General features: G+C 60.8%; 14 protein-coding genes. 7 read left to right on the forward strand and 7 right to left on the reverse strand.

Features of this window, described 5'->3' with window-relative positions; translation table 11 throughout:
* Position 1 precedes the first annotated feature (1 nt).
* Positions 2-1,504: a sodium/proton antiporter NhaB gene (nhaB, locus tag NQL71_RS26820; RefSeq protein ID WP_077183309.1), complete on the forward strand. Its 1,503-nt coding sequence runs from the start codon at positions 2-4 to the stop codon at positions 1,502-1,504.
* Between the two features lie 119 nt (positions 1,505-1,623).
* On the opposite strand, the gene zwf is transcribed toward nhaB, so the two are convergent.
* Together zwf and gnd are read right to left on the reverse strand one after the other, a co-directional pair.
* A complete protein-coding gene (gene zwf, locus NQL71_RS26825; protein ID WP_046820021.1) occupies positions 1,624-3,147 on the reverse strand; it encodes a glucose-6-phosphate dehydrogenase in 1,524 nt (507 codons plus the stop codon).
* The gene (gene gnd / locus NQL71_RS26830; RefSeq protein ID WP_077183308.1) at positions 3,144-4,124 is read right to left on the reverse strand and encodes a phosphogluconate dehydrogenase (NAD(+)-dependent, decarboxylating); all 981 of its coding nucleotides are present in this window, start codon (positions 4,122-4,124) and stop codon (positions 3,144-3,146) included. Before gnd ends, zwf begins: the two co-directional genes overlap by 4 nt.
* A gap of 274 nt (positions 4,125-4,398) precedes the next feature.
* Between gnd and NQL71_RS26835 the strand changes: the two genes are divergently transcribed.
* From NQL71_RS26835 to NQL71_RS26850, 4 genes are all read left to right on the forward strand, one after another.
* Positions 4,399-4,575, forward strand: a complete 177-nt coding sequence (locus NQL71_RS26835) for a DUF6026 family protein (protein WP_162837848.1) — start codon at positions 4,399-4,401, stop codon at positions 4,573-4,575.
* 199 nt (positions 4,576-4,774) lie between these two features.
* Positions 4,775-6,520, forward strand: coding sequence for a phosphoethanolamine transferase CptA (locus tag NQL71_RS26840; protein ID WP_046820023.1), 1,746 nt, complete (start codon positions 4,775-4,777; stop codon positions 6,518-6,520).
* Between the two features lie 159 nt (positions 6,521-6,679).
* Complete coding sequence (locus NQL71_RS26845; protein ID WP_274643635.1) at positions 6,680-8,920, forward strand: TonB-dependent siderophore receptor; 2,241 nt, start codon at positions 6,680-6,682, stop codon at positions 8,918-8,920.
* Positions 8,921-9,026: 106 nt separating this feature from the next.
* The gene (locus NQL71_RS26850) at positions 9,027-9,245 is read left to right on the forward strand and encodes a hypothetical protein (protein WP_046820025.1); all 219 of its coding nucleotides are present in this window, start codon (positions 9,027-9,029) and stop codon (positions 9,243-9,245) included.
* A 148-nt stretch (positions 9,246-9,393) separates the two neighbouring features.
* On the opposite strand, the gene NQL71_RS26855 is transcribed toward NQL71_RS26850, so the two are convergent.
* From NQL71_RS26855 to zapE, 3 genes are all read right to left on the reverse strand, one after another.
* Positions 9,394-9,885 (reverse strand): GNAT family N-acetyltransferase, encoded by a 492-nt coding sequence (locus NQL71_RS26855; protein ID WP_046820026.1) that lies wholly within the window; start codon positions 9,883-9,885, stop codon positions 9,394-9,396.
* A gap of 144 nt (positions 9,886-10,029) precedes the next feature.
* Positions 10,030-10,611 carry a DinB family protein gene (locus NQL71_RS26860; protein WP_274643636.1) on the reverse strand — a complete coding sequence of 194 codons (582 nt, stop codon included), beginning with the start codon at positions 10,609-10,611 and terminating at the stop codon, positions 10,030-10,032.
* Between the two features lie 18 nt (positions 10,612-10,629).
* The gene (gene zapE / locus NQL71_RS26865; protein ID WP_274643637.1) at positions 10,630-11,748 is read right to left on the reverse strand and encodes a cell division protein ZapE; all 1,119 of its coding nucleotides are present in this window, start codon (positions 11,746-11,748) and stop codon (positions 10,630-10,632) included.
* 168 nt (positions 11,749-11,916) lie between these two features.
* Between zapE and NQL71_RS26870 the strand changes: the two genes are divergently transcribed.
* Positions 11,917-12,969: an aldo/keto reductase gene (locus NQL71_RS26870; protein ID WP_046820029.1), complete on the forward strand. Its 1,053-nt coding sequence runs from the start codon at positions 11,917-11,919 to the stop codon at positions 12,967-12,969.
* A 110-nt stretch (positions 12,970-13,079) separates the two neighbouring features.
* Here the strand turns inward: NQL71_RS26870 and speB are convergent, their stop codons facing one another.
* Together speB and NQL71_RS26880 are read right to left on the reverse strand one after the other, a co-directional pair.
* A complete protein-coding gene (gene speB / locus NQL71_RS26875; protein WP_248687085.1) occupies positions 13,080-14,039 on the reverse strand; it encodes an agmatinase in 960 nt (319 codons plus the stop codon).
* A 13-nt stretch (positions 14,040-14,052) separates the two neighbouring features.
* Positions 14,053-15,144, reverse strand: coding sequence for an extracellular solute-binding protein (locus tag NQL71_RS26880; protein WP_274643638.1), 1,092 nt, complete (start codon positions 15,142-15,144; stop codon positions 14,053-14,055).
* 101 nt (positions 15,145-15,245) lie between these two features.
* Here NQL71_RS26880 and NQL71_RS26885 point away from each other — a divergent pair, with 101 nt between their 5' ends.
* A complete protein-coding gene (locus NQL71_RS26885) occupies positions 15,246-16,139 on the forward strand; it encodes a LysR family transcriptional regulator (protein ID WP_274643639.1) in 894 nt (297 codons plus the stop codon).
* Positions 16,140-16,143: the final 4 nt, after the last annotated feature.

Here is a 16,143-nt window from a genome sequence, read left to right on the forward strand (position 1 = left end):
GATGTCCGGCTCGATGGTCCAGGCGTTCGCGCACAATTTTCTCGGCAACTCACCGCGCTGGTACAAGGCCTGCATTGTCGGTTTCCTGATTCTCAACGCCCTGGTGTTATGGACCGCAGGGCCGGTGGTGGCTGGCTGGTTGCTGGTGCTGGAGTTCATTTTCACCCTGGCCATGGCCCTCAAGTGTTATCCGCTGATGCCCGGCGGCTTGCTGCTGGTCGAAGCGTTGCTGCTCGAAATGACCACACCCAAGGCGCTCTATGACGAGTTGCTGCACAACTTCCCGGTGATCCTGCTGCTGATGTTCATGGTGGCAGGTATCTATTTCATGAAAGACCTGTTGCTGTTCCTGTTCTCGCGCCTGCTGCTCGGTGTGCGCAGCAAGGCCCTGCTGGCGCTGATGTTCTGCTTTTTGTCGGCGTTCCTCTCGGCGTTTCTCGATGCCCTGACCGTGACCGCGGTGATCATCAGTGCCGCCGTCGGCTTTTACTCGGTGTACCACCGCGTCGCTTCGGGTAGCGATCCGCGCCAGGACAGCGAATACAGCGATGACCAACACCTGCCTACCCTGCACCACGCTGACCTTGAGCAGTTCCGCGCGTTTTTGCGCAGCCTGTTGATGCACGGTGCCGTGGGCACGGCGCTGGGTGGCGTGTGCACCCTGGTGGGCGAGCCGCAGAACCTGTTGATTGGCCATGAGATGGGCTGGCACTTCGCCGAATTCTTCCAGAAAGTCGCGCCCGTTTCCTTGCCGGTGCTGGTCGCGGGCCTGGTCACCTGCGTCCTGTTGGAAAAACTGCGCTGGTTTGGCTACGGTACATTGCTGCCGGACAACGTACGCACCGTGCTGGCCAGTTACGCCGCCCAGGACAATGCCGAGCGCACCGCGCGTCAGCGCGCAGCGTTGCTCGTGCAAGGCGTGGCCGCCCTGATCCTGATTGCCGGGCTGGCCTTTCACGTGGCGGAAGTGGGCCTGATCGGGCTGATGGTGATCGTGCTGATCACCGCGTTCACCGGCATTACCGACGAGCACCGCCTGGGCACTGCATTCAAGGACGCCATGCCGTTCACGGCGCTGCTGGTGGTGTTCTTCGCCGTGGTGGCAGTGATCCACGATCAACAGTTGTTCACGCCGCTGATCCATTGGGTACTGGCCCTGCCCGCCGATCAACAACCGGGCATGTTGTACATCGCCAACGGCCTGCTTTCGGCCATCAGCGACAACGTGTTCGTAGCGACCATCTACATCACCGAAGTGAAACAGGCCTTCGTCTCCGGACACATGAGTCGCGAGCATTTCGAGACCCTGGCGATTGCGATCAACACTGGCACCAACTTGCCCAGCGTAGCGACGCCCAATGGCCAGGCGGCGTTCCTGTTCCTGCTGACATCGTCGATTGCACCGCTGATTCGCCTGTCGTATGGGCGGATGGTGTGGATGGCATTGCCGTATACGGTGGTGATGGGGACTCTGGGTTGGTACGCGGTTAGTTTCTGGCTTTAAGCTGGCAGGCCTGACGCCTTCGCGGGCAAGCCACGCGCCTACAGATGATCACATTGACCTGTAGGAGCGAGCCTTGCCCGCGAAGAACGATAACGCGGTTCAACGTGGCGACACGTCACTCATCCAAGCCCGTGCCACACGCGACCGTCGCGTGCCAGCAGCTCTTTGGCGGCCTGCGGTCCGTCTTCACCCGCAGCGTAGCCCTGCACGCTGGAATCCTGCTGCCAGGCGTCCAGGAATGGCTGCACGGCACGCCAGCCGTTCTCGATGTTGTCGGCGCGCTGGAACAGCGTCTGGTCTCCGGTCAGACAGTCGTAGATCAGGGTTTCATAGCCGGTGGACGGCTGCATTTCGAAGAAGTCCTTGTAGGCAAACCCCAGTTCGATGTTGTCCATCTTCAGGGCCTGGCCGGGCCGCTTGGCCAGCAGGTCGAACCACATGCCCTCGTTGGGCTGAATCTGGATCCGCAGGTACGTCGGCGCCAGCTCATCCACTTCGGTATCGCGGAACTGCGCATAAGGCGCTGGCTTGAAGCAGATGACGATCTCGGTGTCGCGCACGCTCATGCGCTTGCCCGTGCGCAGGTAGAACGGCACGCCGACCCAGCGCCAGTTGTCGATCATGACCTTGAGCGCGACATAGGTTTCGGTGTTGCTGTCGGGCGCCACCTTCTCTTCCTGGCGATAACCGGGCAGTGGCTTGCCATTGATCTGGCCAGCGGTGTACTGGCCGCGAACGGAATTGGCCCGAGCTTCTTCCGCCGACCAGGGACGAATCGCGCCGACCACCTTGGCTTTCTCGCCGCGAACCGCATCGGCGCCAAACGCGGCCGGTGGCTCCATGGCCACCATTGCCAGCAACTGGAACAGATGATTGGGCACCATGTCCCGCAGGGCGCCGGTGTGTTCGTAAAAGCTGCCACGGGTTTCCACGCCGACGGTCTCGGCGGCAGTTATCTGCACGTGGTCGATGTAATGGTTGTTCCAGAACGCTTCGAACAGGCTGTTGGAGAACCGGCTGACCAGAATGTTCTGCACGGTCTCCTTGCCCAGATAGTGATCGATCCGGTAGATCTGCTTTTCCGTCATGACCTTGAGCAAGCAGGCGTTCAAGGCCTCGGCCGTTTGCAGGTCGGAACCGAAGGGCTTTTCGATCACCACTCTTCGGAACGCCTCGGCACTTTCTTCGAGCAAACCGGACGCGCCGAGACGGCGCGCCACTTCACTGAAAAAGCGTGGCGCGGTGGCCAGGTAGAACACCGCGTTGCCTGTACCGCTGTCGGCGATTTTCGCCGCCAGCGCGTGATAAGTGCTGTCGTCCAGGAAATCGCCCTGGACGTAGCTGATGCCCTTGGCGAGTCTGGCCCACACATCCGGGTCAAGGGACTGATCGCCCTTGCCGACTTTGCCGGCCACCTCACTGCGAATGAAGTCTTCGAGTTTCTTCGCGAAGCCTTCATCGCTGATGGCGTTGTGGTCAACGCCGATGATCCGCAGGCCATCCCCGAGTAAACCGTCGCGCTTGAGGTTGTACAGCGCCGGCATCAGCAGGCGCTTGACCAGATCACCGTGGGCGCCGAACAGGAACAGCGTGGTGGGTGGCGCGGGTTCAGTCTTGGATTTGCTGCGGATCCCATGGGTCATTTTTTCGCTGTCTCCACGTGGCCGCCGAAGCCGAAGCGCTGGGCCGAGAGGACTTTGTCACCAAAGGTGCCCTGGCCGCGCGAGCGGTAACGAGAGAACAGCGAGTTCGACAGCACTGGCACCGGCACGGCTTGTTCCATGGCGGCTTCGATAGTCCACTGACCCTCACCGCTGTCCGCTACGGAACCGGAAAAACCGTCGAGTTTGGGATCGCTGGCCAGGGCGTCGGCGGTCAAGTCGAGCAACCACGAGGACACCACGCTGCCACGACGCCAGACTTCGGCGATGTCGGCAACGTTAAGGTCGAAACGCTGCTCTGGCGGCAGGATGTCGCTGGACTTGGTTTTCAGGATGTCGAAGCCTTCGGCAAAGGCCTGCATCATGCCGTACTCGATACCGTTGTGAATCATCTTGACGAAATGCCCGGCACCGGCGGGACCAGCGTGGATGTAGCCGTGCTCGGCCCGATCGTCATCGGATTTGCGGTCCTTGGTGCGCGGAATGTCACCCATGCCCGGCGCCAGGGACTTGAACAGCGGATCGAGACGTGTGACGGTCTCGGTATCGCCGCCGATCATCATGCAATAGCCGCGTTCCAGGCCCCAGACGCCACCGGAGGTGCCGACGTCGATGTAGTGCAGGCCTTTTTCCGCGAGGGTCTTGGCCCGGCGAATATCGTCCTTATAGAAGGTGTTGCCACCGTCGATGATGGTATCGCCGGCTTCGAGCAAGGTGCTCAGGTTGTCGATGGTGTCTTCGGTCGGTGCGCCTGCCGGCAGCATGACCCACACCGCTCGTGGCTTGGCCAGGCCAGCGACCAGGGCCGGCAAATCGGCAACGCCCGTGGCGCCCTCTGCACTCAAGGTGTCGACGAAGGCGGTATTGCGGTCGTACACAACGGTGCTATGTCCGTTGAGCATCAGGCGCCGCGCAATATTGCCGCCCATGCGGCCCAGTCCAATAATCCCGAGTTGCATGTACTGATGCTCCCTACTACAAATAAAAGTGTGTCAAAGGTTATAGCCCAACGCGACTCATGAGGTTAGTCCAGAGCGTTGGCATGAAGTTTCCGGGCATTGTGCCCGATCCTGATGGATAACGTCGGGAATCGTGCCAAAGACACAACGACCATGAAAAATAAAAAAGTTCCCTTTGGGGGCAAAAGAAATCAAAATTGGCGCCGATAGTAGATCAGCCACCGATTTCGGCGGGCAACCCTACAGTTGAGACACGCCATTTGCGAGGTGAGCAATGGGCACAGTACACACCGCACTGCCAGCACAAACCCTTTACGTCACTATCCGTCGCGAGGAATTGCGTCAGTTGAAAGACGAGCGCGACCAGTTGAAACAGGAGCTGGCGCAACTGCGCTTGCTGATCCAGGGCCAGCAGCCCTTGCCACTGCCCCAACGGGCACCGCACGCCTGACCTCCTCGCCGAAACCGGAAGCAGCATTGCACTGCTTCCGACGCACCACCCCCTCCTTACCTGCGGTAACTCACGAAATTTTCACATTCGCCTGTTGATACTCCGGCGCAATGTGCGCCGCCTGGACTGTGCGCGGCCGCTGTTGTCTTGGTGGCTGCGTGGCTTGGCGGTGGTAGTGATTGACTGGCTGGAGCGCTGAATGACTTGGTTTAAACGCAGCGATACGTCTGCGAAAGGTTTCGATTGGGCAGGACTTCTCTGGCTATTCCTGTTCTTCTGGTATTTCTCCGGCATCACCCAACTCTTGATCCAGCTGACCGGCACCTCCGGTTTCACCGGCTTTCGCCAGGCGTTCGTGATGAGTGCCATCTGGCTGGCGCCGATGCTGCTGTTTCCCCGGCAAACCCGGGTGATGGCCGCCGTGATCGGTGTGGTGCTGTGGGCGTGCTCGATGGCCAGCCTCGGTTACTTCTTCATCTATCAGCAGGAATTTTCCCAAAGCGTCATCTTCATCATGTTCGAATCGAACGTGTCCGAAGCCGGCGAGTACATGACCCAGTACTTTGCCTGGTGGATGGTACCGGCCTTCCTCGCGCACACTGCAGTGGGCTATTTCCTGTGGACCCGCTTGCGCCCGGTGTACCTGCCGCGCACCAAGGCCCTGGTGGCAGCCGCCGCCATCCTGGTTGCCGTGGTCGGTTATCCGCTGGTCAAGCAGACGATGCGTACCGGCAGCTTCGCCGAGGGCTTCGAGAAATTCGAAACCCGCATCGAGCCGGCGGTGCCGTGGCAGATGGCCGTGGCTTATCATCGCTACCTCGATACCCTGGCCGGCATGCAGGACATGTTGCACAGCGCGAGTAAGGTGGCGCCGCTGCATAACTTCAAGGATTCGACGGCCAACCAGCCGGCCACCCTGGTGCTGGTGATCGGCGAGTCGACCAACCGTCAGCGCATGAGCCTGTACGGGTACCCACGGCAAACCACCCCTGAGCTGGACAAGCTCAAGGATCAACTGACGGTCTTCGATAACGTCATCACGCCGCGCCCCTACACCATCGAGGCGCTGCAACAGGTGCTGACCTTCGCCGACGAAGAAAGCCCCGAGCTGTACCTGTCCACGCCGTCATTGGTCGCCATGATGAAACAGGCCGGCTACAAGACGTTCTGGATCACCAACCAGCAGACCATGACCAAGCGCAACACCATGCTCACGACCTTCTCCGAGCAGGCCGACGAACAGGTGTACCTCAACAACAACCGCAATCAGAATGCCGCCCAGTACGATGGTGACGTGATCGAGCCGTTCAACAAGGCCCTGGCCGACGCGGCACCGCGCAAGCTGATCGTGGTGCATCTGCTCGGCACGCACATGAGCTACCAGTACCGCTACCCTTCGACCTTCGACAAGTTCAAGGACCGCAATGGTGTTCCAGCCGGTGTACGTGACGATCAACTGCCGACGTACAACAGCTATGACAACGCCGTGCTGTACAACGACTTCGTGGTGTCGAGCCTGATCAAGGACTACGCCAAGTCTGATCCGAACGGCTTTTTGCTGTACCTCTCCGACCACGGCGAAGACGTCTTCGACTCCCCTGGACACGGCACCCTGGGACGCAACGAGAGCAAGCCGACAGCGCCGATGTACACCATCCCGTTCATGGCGTGGGCCTCGCCCAAATGGCGCGAAAGTCACGACTGGAACTTCGCCGCGGACTTGGGGCGCCCCTACAGCAGCTCACACCTGATTCATACCTGGGCAGACCTGGCAGGCCTGAGCTTCGATGAACTCGATCGCAGCAAGAGCCTGGTCAGTGACAGCTTCAAGCCACGCCCCTTGCTGATCGGCAACCCTTACGAGCGTCAACAGCGACCATTGATCGACTTCAGCCTGATCAAGCCTAAAGCGGCGCCAGCCGTGCACGAAGTCGTGCAAAAGTAATAGAACCTGTGGGAGCGGGCTTGCTCGCTCCCACCGTTGTTCTTCGCTGTAGGAAACACCTCTAAAATAATAATAATTCTCGTTTACCCCTAAATCCCCCCCTTCTCCTTCGTCTTTGAATCAACGGATTTTTCCCTCGACGACAAGGAGTCGGCCGCGATGTTCGCGCCTATCACCCGTTCCATGACTTTTACCCTGGGCTTGTGCGGTGCCGCACTGAGCCCGGACCTGCTCGCTGAAGCCGATACCGAGACTGCGCCCCTGGCGCCAACCCTCATGCTCGGAGCGACCAACGTCACCGCCCAGAGCCTGGGTAGCACCACCGAAAATACCGACTCCTACACCACCGGTTCCATGAGTACGGCTACCCGGCTGCCCCTGTCGATCAAGGAAACACCGCAATCGGTATCCGTGGTCACGCGCCAGCAGATGGACGACTTCAAACTCGGCAGCCTGTCCGAAGCGATGAGCCAGACCACCGGCATTGTGGTCCAGCACAACGACTCTGACCGGGTCAGCTATTCCTCGCGCGGCTACACGATCAATAATTTCCAGATCGATGGCATGCTCAATACCTTCAGCTACATGAAGTCCGATTCCGACACCATCATCTATGACCGCATCGAGGTAGTCCGCGGTGCGACGGGCTTGACCACCGGTGCCGGCGATCCCTCGGCGACCATCAACATGGTGCGCAAGCGACCGACCGCACAATGGGAAGCCAGGAGCGGCGTCAGCGGCGGCACCTATGACGACTACTACAGCTACCTGGACGTCGGCGGCCCGCTGGCTTTCGACGGGCGACTGCGCGGTCGTGGGGTGGTGGCCTACCGCGACAGCGACTCCTACCGGGACAAATACCAGCAGCAACGGGAAGTCGGGTACGGGGTGCTCGAAGCCGACCTGACCGACGACACCCTCCTGGCGGTGGGCTACGACTATCAGAACAAACATGTGCAAGGCACGTCGTGGGGCACGGTGCCGTACTGGAACTCTGACGGCAGCAAGGCCAACCTCGGGCGCTCGACTAACATGGCCACCTCCTGGAGCTCCTGGCCACTCAAGGACAAGACCGCGTTTGCCAACCTCGATCATCAACTGGGCGGCGGCTGGCAGTTCAAGGCGGCGTATACCCACCGCGAAAGCGACACCGACGGCAAGATCTATTACGGCGGTGGCGGTTTCCCGAATGCCGATCGCAGCGGCATGACCGCCTACCTTGGGCACATGCTCGGCACGCAAAAGATGAAGGCTTATGACTTCAACGTCTCAGGCCCCTACTCGCTGTTCGGTCGAGAACACCAATTGATGGTCGGTTATGGCGAGGCTGAGCGTCGCGAAGACTCGCCTTACCTGGTGGTTGGCCCGAGGGCGGCGGATTACGAAATCATCCCCGACTGGAAATACATGGGCAACATCGCCAAGTTCAGCGACACCGATACCGGCCTGACAGGCGCAAAAGACAGCACTCGGCAAAAAGCCGGTTACCTGGCCACGCGCCTGACCCTGACCGATGAACTGCATGCGGTAATCGGCAGCCGCTATGGCAGCTGGAAAGCGTCGAGCACCACCAACAGCTACGACGCCAACCTGCAATTGAGCGCGGTCGATCACAGCAGTCAAGAACACAACGATATGTGGACGCCTTACGCCGGCCTGCTGTACGACCTCACCCCGGAGTACACCGTCTATGTCAGCTACACCGACATTTTCAAACCGCAGTCCAACCGCGACAGCAATCGCAAATACCTCGAACCGGTGGTCGGCAGTAACTATGAACTGGGCCTCAAGGGCGGCCTGCTGGAAGAACGCTTGAACATGGCCACCGCGTTGTTCTGGAGCAAGCAGGACAACGTCGCGGAACTGGACGACGCGGTACCACCGGATCCGGTGACCGGCGAGGAGTTCTACAAATCCAGCGGTAAAGGCAACAAGGTGCAAGGCTTCGAAGCCGAATTGTCAGGCGAAGTCCTGGAGGGCTGGAACATGACCGCCGGTTACACCTACACCCATTCGGTCGACGGTGAAAAACAACGGACCAACACGGTTCAGCCGTTGAACATGCTGCGCTTCTCGACGGCCTGGCACCTGCCCGGGGAGTGGCAGGCGCTGACAGTGGGCGCCGCGGTGAACTGGCAGAGCGACATCTACCGCAGCGCCAATCGCCCGGTTGGACGCCGCGCCGATGGCAGCCTGATCAGCGAACGCACGGACATCCAGCAGGAGGCCTACACCGTGGTCAACCTGATGTCGCGCTACGAATTCGACCGGCACCTGTCGGCGTCGTTGAACGTCAACAACCTGCTCGACAAGAAGTACTACGACAACGTCGGGTTCTACAACGGTGTGTATTGGGGTGACCCGCGCACGGTGACCCTGAGCCTCGACTGGAAGCTCTAGAGGTATTAATTCCCATTTAACGGAATCGGCGGATAATGATCGCTCGACTTTGATTCATCGACTCATGGACGAACGGCATCCGACATCTGCAAGTGGGAGGCACACCATGAAAAGATCCACCTTGATCCTCGCAATCCTGATGACGTTAGGCTCCACCAGCGCCTTTGCCGAAGGCGGGGCCGAACGCATGCGCTACTACTACGAAACCTTGCACTACAACCAGCAAGTGGCGCTGGGCAATATCACCCCAGGCCAGGCGAAAGAGCTGCGGGTGCCAGACGATCAAACCGCACAGATGACCGAGTCCTATCGGCCGAAAGATTGACCTCTGCCTGCCTGCCCGTCTGCAGGAGCAAGCTTGCTCCGGGCGGCGTTCCGACGATGGTCATCAACGATAACGAGGGGCACCAGGTACCCCTCGTGTCCTTGAGTTTTTCGCGAGCAAGCTCGCTCCCGCACAATGACCGTCAGGATTACAGAGGCTTGATCCAGAACATCATGCGCCCGTGGGCCGGATCGAACTCGCCCGGGGCAAAACCGAACTTGTCGTAGGAGGCCTGCGCCACCGCATTGCCTTCCAGCACCTCCAGGGTGATCTTGCAGCAGCCGCGCTGACGGGCGATGTCCTCGACCTTGTGCAGCATTCGCTGGCTCAGCCCCAGACCGCGAAACTTCGGCACCACCGCCACGTCATGCACGTTGACCAATGGCCGGCAGGCAAAGGTCGAAAACCCTTCAAAGCAATTGACCAGCCCGGCCGGCTCGCCGCCGACAAACGCCAGCACGCTGAATGCATGGGGGCGCTTGGCCAACTCACCCGGCAGATTTTCCAGTACGGTGGCTGGCAGGGAGTGCCCACCGCCCATTGGATCTTCGGCGTAACTGTTCAAGACCAGGCCAATCGCCTCGGCATGCAGCGCATTGGTGTAGCGGGCTTGAAGCACAAGAATTTCTGCGGAATCCATTTCCATCCTCGATGACTTGCCCCAGTGCGTTGTTCGCGCTGGAAGGCGTGGCGAACATATCGCGAGCGCGGTTGTGGCGACAAGCCTGAAGTTCAAAAGATCGCAGCCTTTCAAGGCGCGGCCGCAGGCTGCGATCTTTTGATCCTAATGCCCCCAAATCAACGCCTCAGTCCATCCCAGCTCGGCAAAATCTTCCGCCCGCAGGTGCGACTCCCCAGCGCAGAAAAACTCGTCCAGCTGCGGCGGCATGACCGAAGTGCCGCTGAGCATCGCGTGGACCTGCCCGCGATGATGGATCTGGTGCTCGAAAAGATGCGACAGCAGGCGCAGGCGGCTGTCGTATTGCGGCGTGTCCCGGGCGATGGTCACGATCTTGCCCAGGTCGGCATCGCGCATTTGCTCGCAATAGGCAATCAGGCGCCGGTCGACTTGCGCCTGTTCGCGCTTGAGATCGATAGCATGGGTAAAGGGCTCGTCCGCCTGGAAGAACACGAGGCAATCGGGATGGGGATCATCACCGCGCAATTCGCGCTCAAGGGCATCCACGTAGAACCAGTCACAGGTCAGGATGTGGTTGAGGGTGGCGCCGAGACTGGGAAAAAAACTGACCCGGGGTGCCGCCAGCTCATCTTCGCTCAACTGACTCCAGGCCTTGGCCAGTCGGTGATTGGCCCAGGCGTTCTGGTAAGCCATGGTGAGCAAATGGTGCGACAGAGGTTGATTCATCTTCACGCCTCCTGGACTTCACGCCTCGGCAAAACGTTGCAGTTGCATTTCCTGCAGGCGGCTGAGGGTGCGGCGGAACGGAAATTCCAGGTAGCCCTCGGTGTAGAGCGAGTCCATGGGCACCTGGGCTTCGAGGTACAGCGGCACCTTGCGGTCGTAGCACTCATCCACCAGCGCGATGAAACGCCGTACCCCGTCGTCGTGCACCGACAACTGCGGCAACTCGCGATCACCTGCCACCACACGCTCGACCCCGTCCTCAGTGCCCCGGGCAATACGCCCCGGACGTTTTTGTGCGCTGAGGCTGGGCACATCACCTACAAGAATAGCGCTGAAGGTGTCGCACAGGGCCATGAAATCCATCGCTGCAAAGGGCTGCTCACAGAGGTCGGCGTAACGGCACCAGAGCACACCCTGGCTGGCCTGGACCACCGGCAGCGTACGATAACCGACCTTGATCGGCTCGCTGGAAACCGCTTGGCCAACGGTCAGCATCCGGAAAACCTCGTCCAGCGCGCTGGGCTGGCCCGGCGCGGCCACCCAATAACGTTGCAAGCCCTGCCCCGGATGCAGGCGATGGTCTTCCCCACCGTCCACCGCGATCACCGACATATGCTGTTTGATCGCGGCGATCGCCGGCAGGAAGCGGTCGCGGTTGAAGCCGTCGGCGTACAGCTGGTCTGGGGGAAGGTTTGAGGTGCAGACCACCACCACGCCCTGTTCGAACATCACCTGGAACAGGCGTCCGAGAATGATCGCGTCGCCGATGTCATTGACGAACAGCTCGTCAAAGCACAGCACCCGCACTTCTTCGCTCAGTTCGCGGGCCAAGGCCTGCAACGGGTCGGCAGTACCGGTCAGCTGAAATGAGCGTTGGTGCACCCATCCCATGAAATGATGAAAGTGCTGACGCCTGGCCGGCACCCGCAGGTGTTGATAGAACTGGTCCATCAACCAGGTCTTGCCACGCCCGACAGGGCCCCAGAGGTAGACGCCCTTGATCGGCCTGCGGCCTTCATGCAGCGCTTCATGGCACTTTTGCAAAGCCCAGACAGCATGTTCCTGGGCCTCGTCCTGGACGAAACCCTTCTGTTCGATCGCGTGCTGCCAGGCACTGAGGGGAGAGTCGATTTTCATGCGCGGCAGTATGCCATCCGTCGACGCCGGCTTCTGTGAAATTTCGTGCCATGCCTGCGCTATTCCGTGCAGCGAAAAAGTGTCTTGACGGAATATATTATTCGCATCATATTTAATACATGACGAACATAATTTATGTTCAACAGACGTTCCTCCAGGAGTCTTCCCATGCATTACAAAGTATTCGGCCGAAAAACCGGCTTGCGGGTTTCTGAACTGGCGCTGGGTGCCGGCAACTTTGGTACCGGCTGGGGTCATGGTGCCGAACGCGAGGAAGCCAAGGGCATTTTTGATGGCTACCTGGCGGCCGGCGGCAATTTCATCGACACCGCCAACGGTTACCAGGCTGGCCAGTCGGAAGCCATGCTCAGCGAATTCATCGCCGCGGAACGCGATCGCCTGGTCATCGCCACTAAATACACGCTGGGCACGACGCCGGACGCCGGCATTTCCCACACTGGCAACAACCGCAAGAACATGGTTCGCGCCGTTGAAGAGAGCCTGAAACGGCTGAAAACCGATCACCTGGACCTGTTCTGGGCGCACATGAGCGACGGCGTGACGCCGATGGATGAGATCCTCCGTGGTTTCGATGATCTGGTCCGGGCCGGCAAGATCCATTACGCCGGGCTGTCGAACTTTCCCGCGTGGCGCATCGCCCGCGCCGACCTGCTGGCCGAAGTGCGCGGTTTTGCCCCGATTGCGGCGATCCAGGTCGAGTACAGCCTGGCCGAACGCACCGCCGAACGTGAACAACTGCCCATGGCTGAAGCCCTGGGGCTGGCCGCGACCCTGTGGTCGCCCTTGGGTGGCGGCTTCCTCACCGGCAAGTACCGCACAGGCGACGGCGACAACCGCGCGAGCAAACTGGGGATGCTGGTTCACGCCGAAAAAAGCGCTCGGGAAACCGCCCTGCTCGACACCCTCCTGGCCGTCGCCGCGGAACTGGGTGTGAGTCCGACCCACGTGGCCATTGCCTGGCTGCGCGCACAGGCCCGGCGCTCGACCACGACGCTGATTCCAATCCTGGGCTCGCGTACCCGTGAGCAGCTGGATGCGACCCTGGGGGCTTTGAATGTGGAGCTGGATGCCGGGCAGTTGGCACGGCTCGATGGAGTCAGCGACGTGCCCAAAGGCGTGCCCCATGAATCCATCAGCGGGTCGTTTGCGCGCTTCAGCGGGGGGGTGACCCTGGATCTGCCGAAAATCCCGGTCGCCTGACCCCGTTACCTGTAGGAGCTGGCTTGCCAGCGAAGAGGGCCTGTCTGACACCACGATGTTGACTGTGGCGCCGCCTTCGCTGGCAAGCCAGCTCCTACAAGGGGTGCGCGTTACTGGTCGACCTTGTGTTTGGCCGCATACAGGCACAGCATTTCCATCGCCAGCGTCGCCGCCGCCAATGAGGTGATGTCCGCATTGTCATAGGCCGGCGCCACTTCCACCACATCCATCCCCACCAGGTTTATCCCGCGCAAGCCCCCAAGGATTTCCAATGCCTGCACCGTGCTCAAGCCGCCGCACACTGGCGTTCCGGTGCCCGGTGCAAAGGCCGGGTCGAGGCAGTCGATGTCGAACGTCAGGTACACCGGGTGGTCACCGACCCGGGCGCGAATCGCTTCGACAATCGCGTCGACGCCACGCCGGTGCACCTGCCGCGCGTCCAGCACCGCAAAACCCTGGTGATCGTCGTTGGTGGTGCGCAAGCCGATCTGCACCGAACGCGACGGATCGACCAACCCTTCTTTGGCCGCATGCCAGAACATGGTGCCGTGGTCGATACGCTTGCCCTCCTCGTCCGGCCAGGTATCGCTGTGGGCGTCGAAGTGAATCAGCGACAACGCACCGTGCTTGCGCGCATGGGCCTTGAGCAACGGATAGGTGATGAAGTGATCGCCGCCGAAGGTCAGCATCGCACTACCAGCATTGAGGATGTGCTCGGCGTGGGCTTCGATCGTTTCCGGCGTCGACTGCGGCGAACCGTAGTCGAAGTCGCAATCGCCGAAGTCGACCACCGCCAGGTGATCGAAGGGATCGAAGGTCCACGGCCAGTGGCGTTCCCAGGCGATCCCGGTGGAAGCGGCGCGAATCCCCCGTGGACCGAAGCGGGCGCCGGGGCGGTTGCTGGTCGCGGTGTCGAACGGCACGCCGCTGACCGCTACGTCGACACCGCGCAAGTCGCGGCTGTAGCGTCGACGCATGAAACTGGTGATGCCGGCGTAGGTGCTTTCGGCGGCGGTGCCATAAAGGCTGGCACGGGTGATGGCCTGATCGTTTTGAACGGGGACGTCCATTTGAGGTTCCTTGTTATTGGCGGCTACGGAAGGTGGTCCACACGCGGGTACGCTGACGCATGTCCTTGAGGCTCATGCTGCGGTCGGCGTACAAGCGCTCACGAACGCCGGCGGGTGGATAGATGTCCGGGTCGGTGCGCACCGCCTCGTCGACCAACGGCGTCGCGGCCTGGTTGGCGGTGGCGAAGAACAGAGTGTTGGTCAGCACGGCGACGGATTCGGGGCGCAACATGAACTCGATGAACTGGCGCGCGGCTTCGGGGTGCGGGGCGTCCTTGGGGATCGCCAGGTTGTCCTGCCACACCAGGGTGCCTTCCTTGGGAATCCGATAGGCGATTTCATAGGGCTTGCCGGCTTTGCGCGCCTGATCGGCGGCCATGCTGGCGTCGCCGTTGTAGGCCAGCGCCAGGCACACGCTGCCGTTGGCCAGGTCGTTGATCTGCCGGCCGCTGGCGACGTACAGCACCGAAGGCTGCAATTGCTGCAACAACGCCTGGGCCGCTTCGAGATCGTCTTTTTGCGTGCTGTACGGATCCTTGCCCAGATAGTGCAACGCCAGGCCGATCACCTCTTGCGGCGAATCAATGATCGCGATGCCGCAGTCCTTGAGCTTGCTGGCATATTCCGGTTTGAACAGCAGGTCCAGGCTGTTGAGCGGTACGTTCGGCAGGCGATGCTGCACTGCTGCGACATTCATCCCCAGCCCCAGGGTGCCCCAAGTGTAAGGCACGCCAAACTGGTTGCCGGGATCGACGGCGGCGAGTTTTTCCAGCAGGTCCGGATCAAGGTTGGCGTAGCCCTTCAGGCCTTCGTGGGCAATGGCTTGCAACGCACCGGCGGCCAGGCCACGGGCCAGGACGCTGGAGGACGGCACCACCACGTCATAGCCGCTACCGCCGGTGAGCAGCTTGGTTTCCAGGACTTCCGGCGCATCGAAGGTATCGTAGCGCACGTGAATACCGGTCTCGCGCTCAAAGCGCTGCAGGGTTTCGGGGGCCACGTAGTCGGCCCAGCTGTAGAGGTTGACCACTTTGTCCTCCGCCTGGGCCGCGGCGGCCATGCCAAGGAACAGCATGGGGACACACATCTTGAACACAGAAACCATGACGATCACCTGACCGGGGGAAGTGGCTGCAGGATGCGTCCTCGGTTACATTGGTAAAATATAAAGATTGTTACGCTGACATTATCCAGGAGTAATGTGTGATGCTGGGTCAATTGCATGATCTGGACCTGCAACTGCTGCGTCTGTTTGTCAGCGTCGTCGAGTGCGGCGGCTTCAGCGCAGCCCAGGGTGAACTGGGGCTGAGCCAGTCGAGCATCAGCCAACAGATGGCCAGACTGGAGACCCGACTCGGCTACCGCTTGTGCAGCCGTGGCAAGGGCGGATTCCGGATCACGCCCAAAGGCGAACAGTTGCTCAGCGCGACGCGCTGCCTGTTCCAATCCATCGAAGCGTTCCGTCATCAATCCAACGGCGTGGTCGGGCGCCTGATCGGCGAGGTGCGCCTGGGTCTGTCCGAAGCGCTGGATCAATCGGTGCTGCAGCGAGTGGCCGAAGCGATCCGGCGCTTTCGCGAGCGCGACGAATCGGTGCGCATCGAGTTGATGAGCGCCATGCCCGGCGACATGGAGCGTTTGCTGCTGCAGCAGCGACTGGACCTGGCCATCGGTTATTTCTCGCAGATACAAAGCGCGTTCGATTACCACGAGCTGTTCAGCGAAACCCAGCACCTGTATTGCGCCCCGGGTCATCCGCTGTTCACCGATGAGGCGCCGGATGATGAGGCACTGCAAGCGTGCGACCGGGTCGATCACCCCTACCGCTTCCTGCGCAGCGACGAACCCTTTCAAGGAAAGCTGTGTTCGGCACGCGCGGAGCAGGTCGAAGGTACCCTCGCCTTCATTCTGTCCGGCAAGCATGTCGGGTATTTGCCCAGTCACTTTGCCCGCAGCTGGGAAGACAAGGGTCTGCTGCGGCCGGTGCGGCGCGCTGGCTTGAGTTTCGAGGTGGCGTTTCATTTGGCTCGCCATCGTGCGCAAGTGCCGGGGGATGCGCAGAAGGCGTTTGAAGAGGACCTGCTCGCAGCGTTTGCCTAAGATC

This window comes from Pseudomonas serbica, from assembly GCF_028823535.1.
In the GTDB taxonomy this organism is placed as follows: Bacteria; Pseudomonadota; Gammaproteobacteria; order Pseudomonadales; family Pseudomonadaceae; genus Aquipseudomonas; species Aquipseudomonas serbica.

Coding starts and splice junctions, on each gene's coding strand:
- nhaB (WP_077183309.1), top strand. CDS start 2: ATGTCCGGCTCGATGGTCCAGGCGTTCGCGCACAATTTTCTCGGCAAC.
- zwf (WP_046820021.1), bottom strand. CDS start 3,147: ATGACCCATGGGATCCGCAGCAAATCCAAGACTGAACCCGCGCCACCC.
- gnd (WP_077183308.1), bottom strand. CDS start 4,124: ATGCAACTCGGGATTATTGGACTGGGCCGCATGGGCGGCAATATTGCG.
- NQL71_RS26835 (WP_162837848.1), top strand. CDS start 4,399: ATGGGCACAGTACACACCGCACTGCCAGCACAAACCCTTTACGTCACT.
- NQL71_RS26840 (WP_046820023.1), top strand. CDS start 4,775: ATGACTTGGTTTAAACGCAGCGATACGTCTGCGAAAGGTTTCGATTGG.
- NQL71_RS26845 (WP_274643635.1), top strand. CDS start 6,680: ATGTTCGCGCCTATCACCCGTTCCATGACTTTTACCCTGGGCTTGTGC.
- NQL71_RS26850 (WP_046820025.1), top strand. CDS start 9,027: ATGAAAAGATCCACCTTGATCCTCGCAATCCTGATGACGTTAGGCTCC.
- NQL71_RS26855 (WP_046820026.1), bottom strand. CDS start 9,885: ATGGATTCCGCAGAAATTCTTGTGCTTCAAGCCCGCTACACCAATGCG.
- NQL71_RS26860 (WP_274643636.1), bottom strand. CDS start 10,611: ATGAATCAACCTCTGTCGCACCATTTGCTCACCATGGCTTACCAGAAC.
- zapE (WP_274643637.1), bottom strand. CDS start 11,748: ATGAAAATCGACTCTCCCCTCAGTGCCTGGCAGCACGCGATCGAACAG.
- NQL71_RS26870 (WP_046820029.1), top strand. CDS start 11,917: ATGCATTACAAAGTATTCGGCCGAAAAACCGGCTTGCGGGTTTCTGAA.
- speB (WP_248687085.1), bottom strand. CDS start 14,039: ATGGACGTCCCCGTTCAAAACGATCAGGCCATCACCCGTGCCAGCCTT.
- NQL71_RS26880 (WP_274643638.1), bottom strand. CDS start 15,144: ATGGTTTCTGTGTTCAAGATGTGTGTCCCCATGCTGTTCCTTGGCATG.
- NQL71_RS26885 (WP_274643639.1), top strand. CDS start 15,246: ATGCTGGGTCAATTGCATGATCTGGACCTGCAACTGCTGCGTCTGTTT.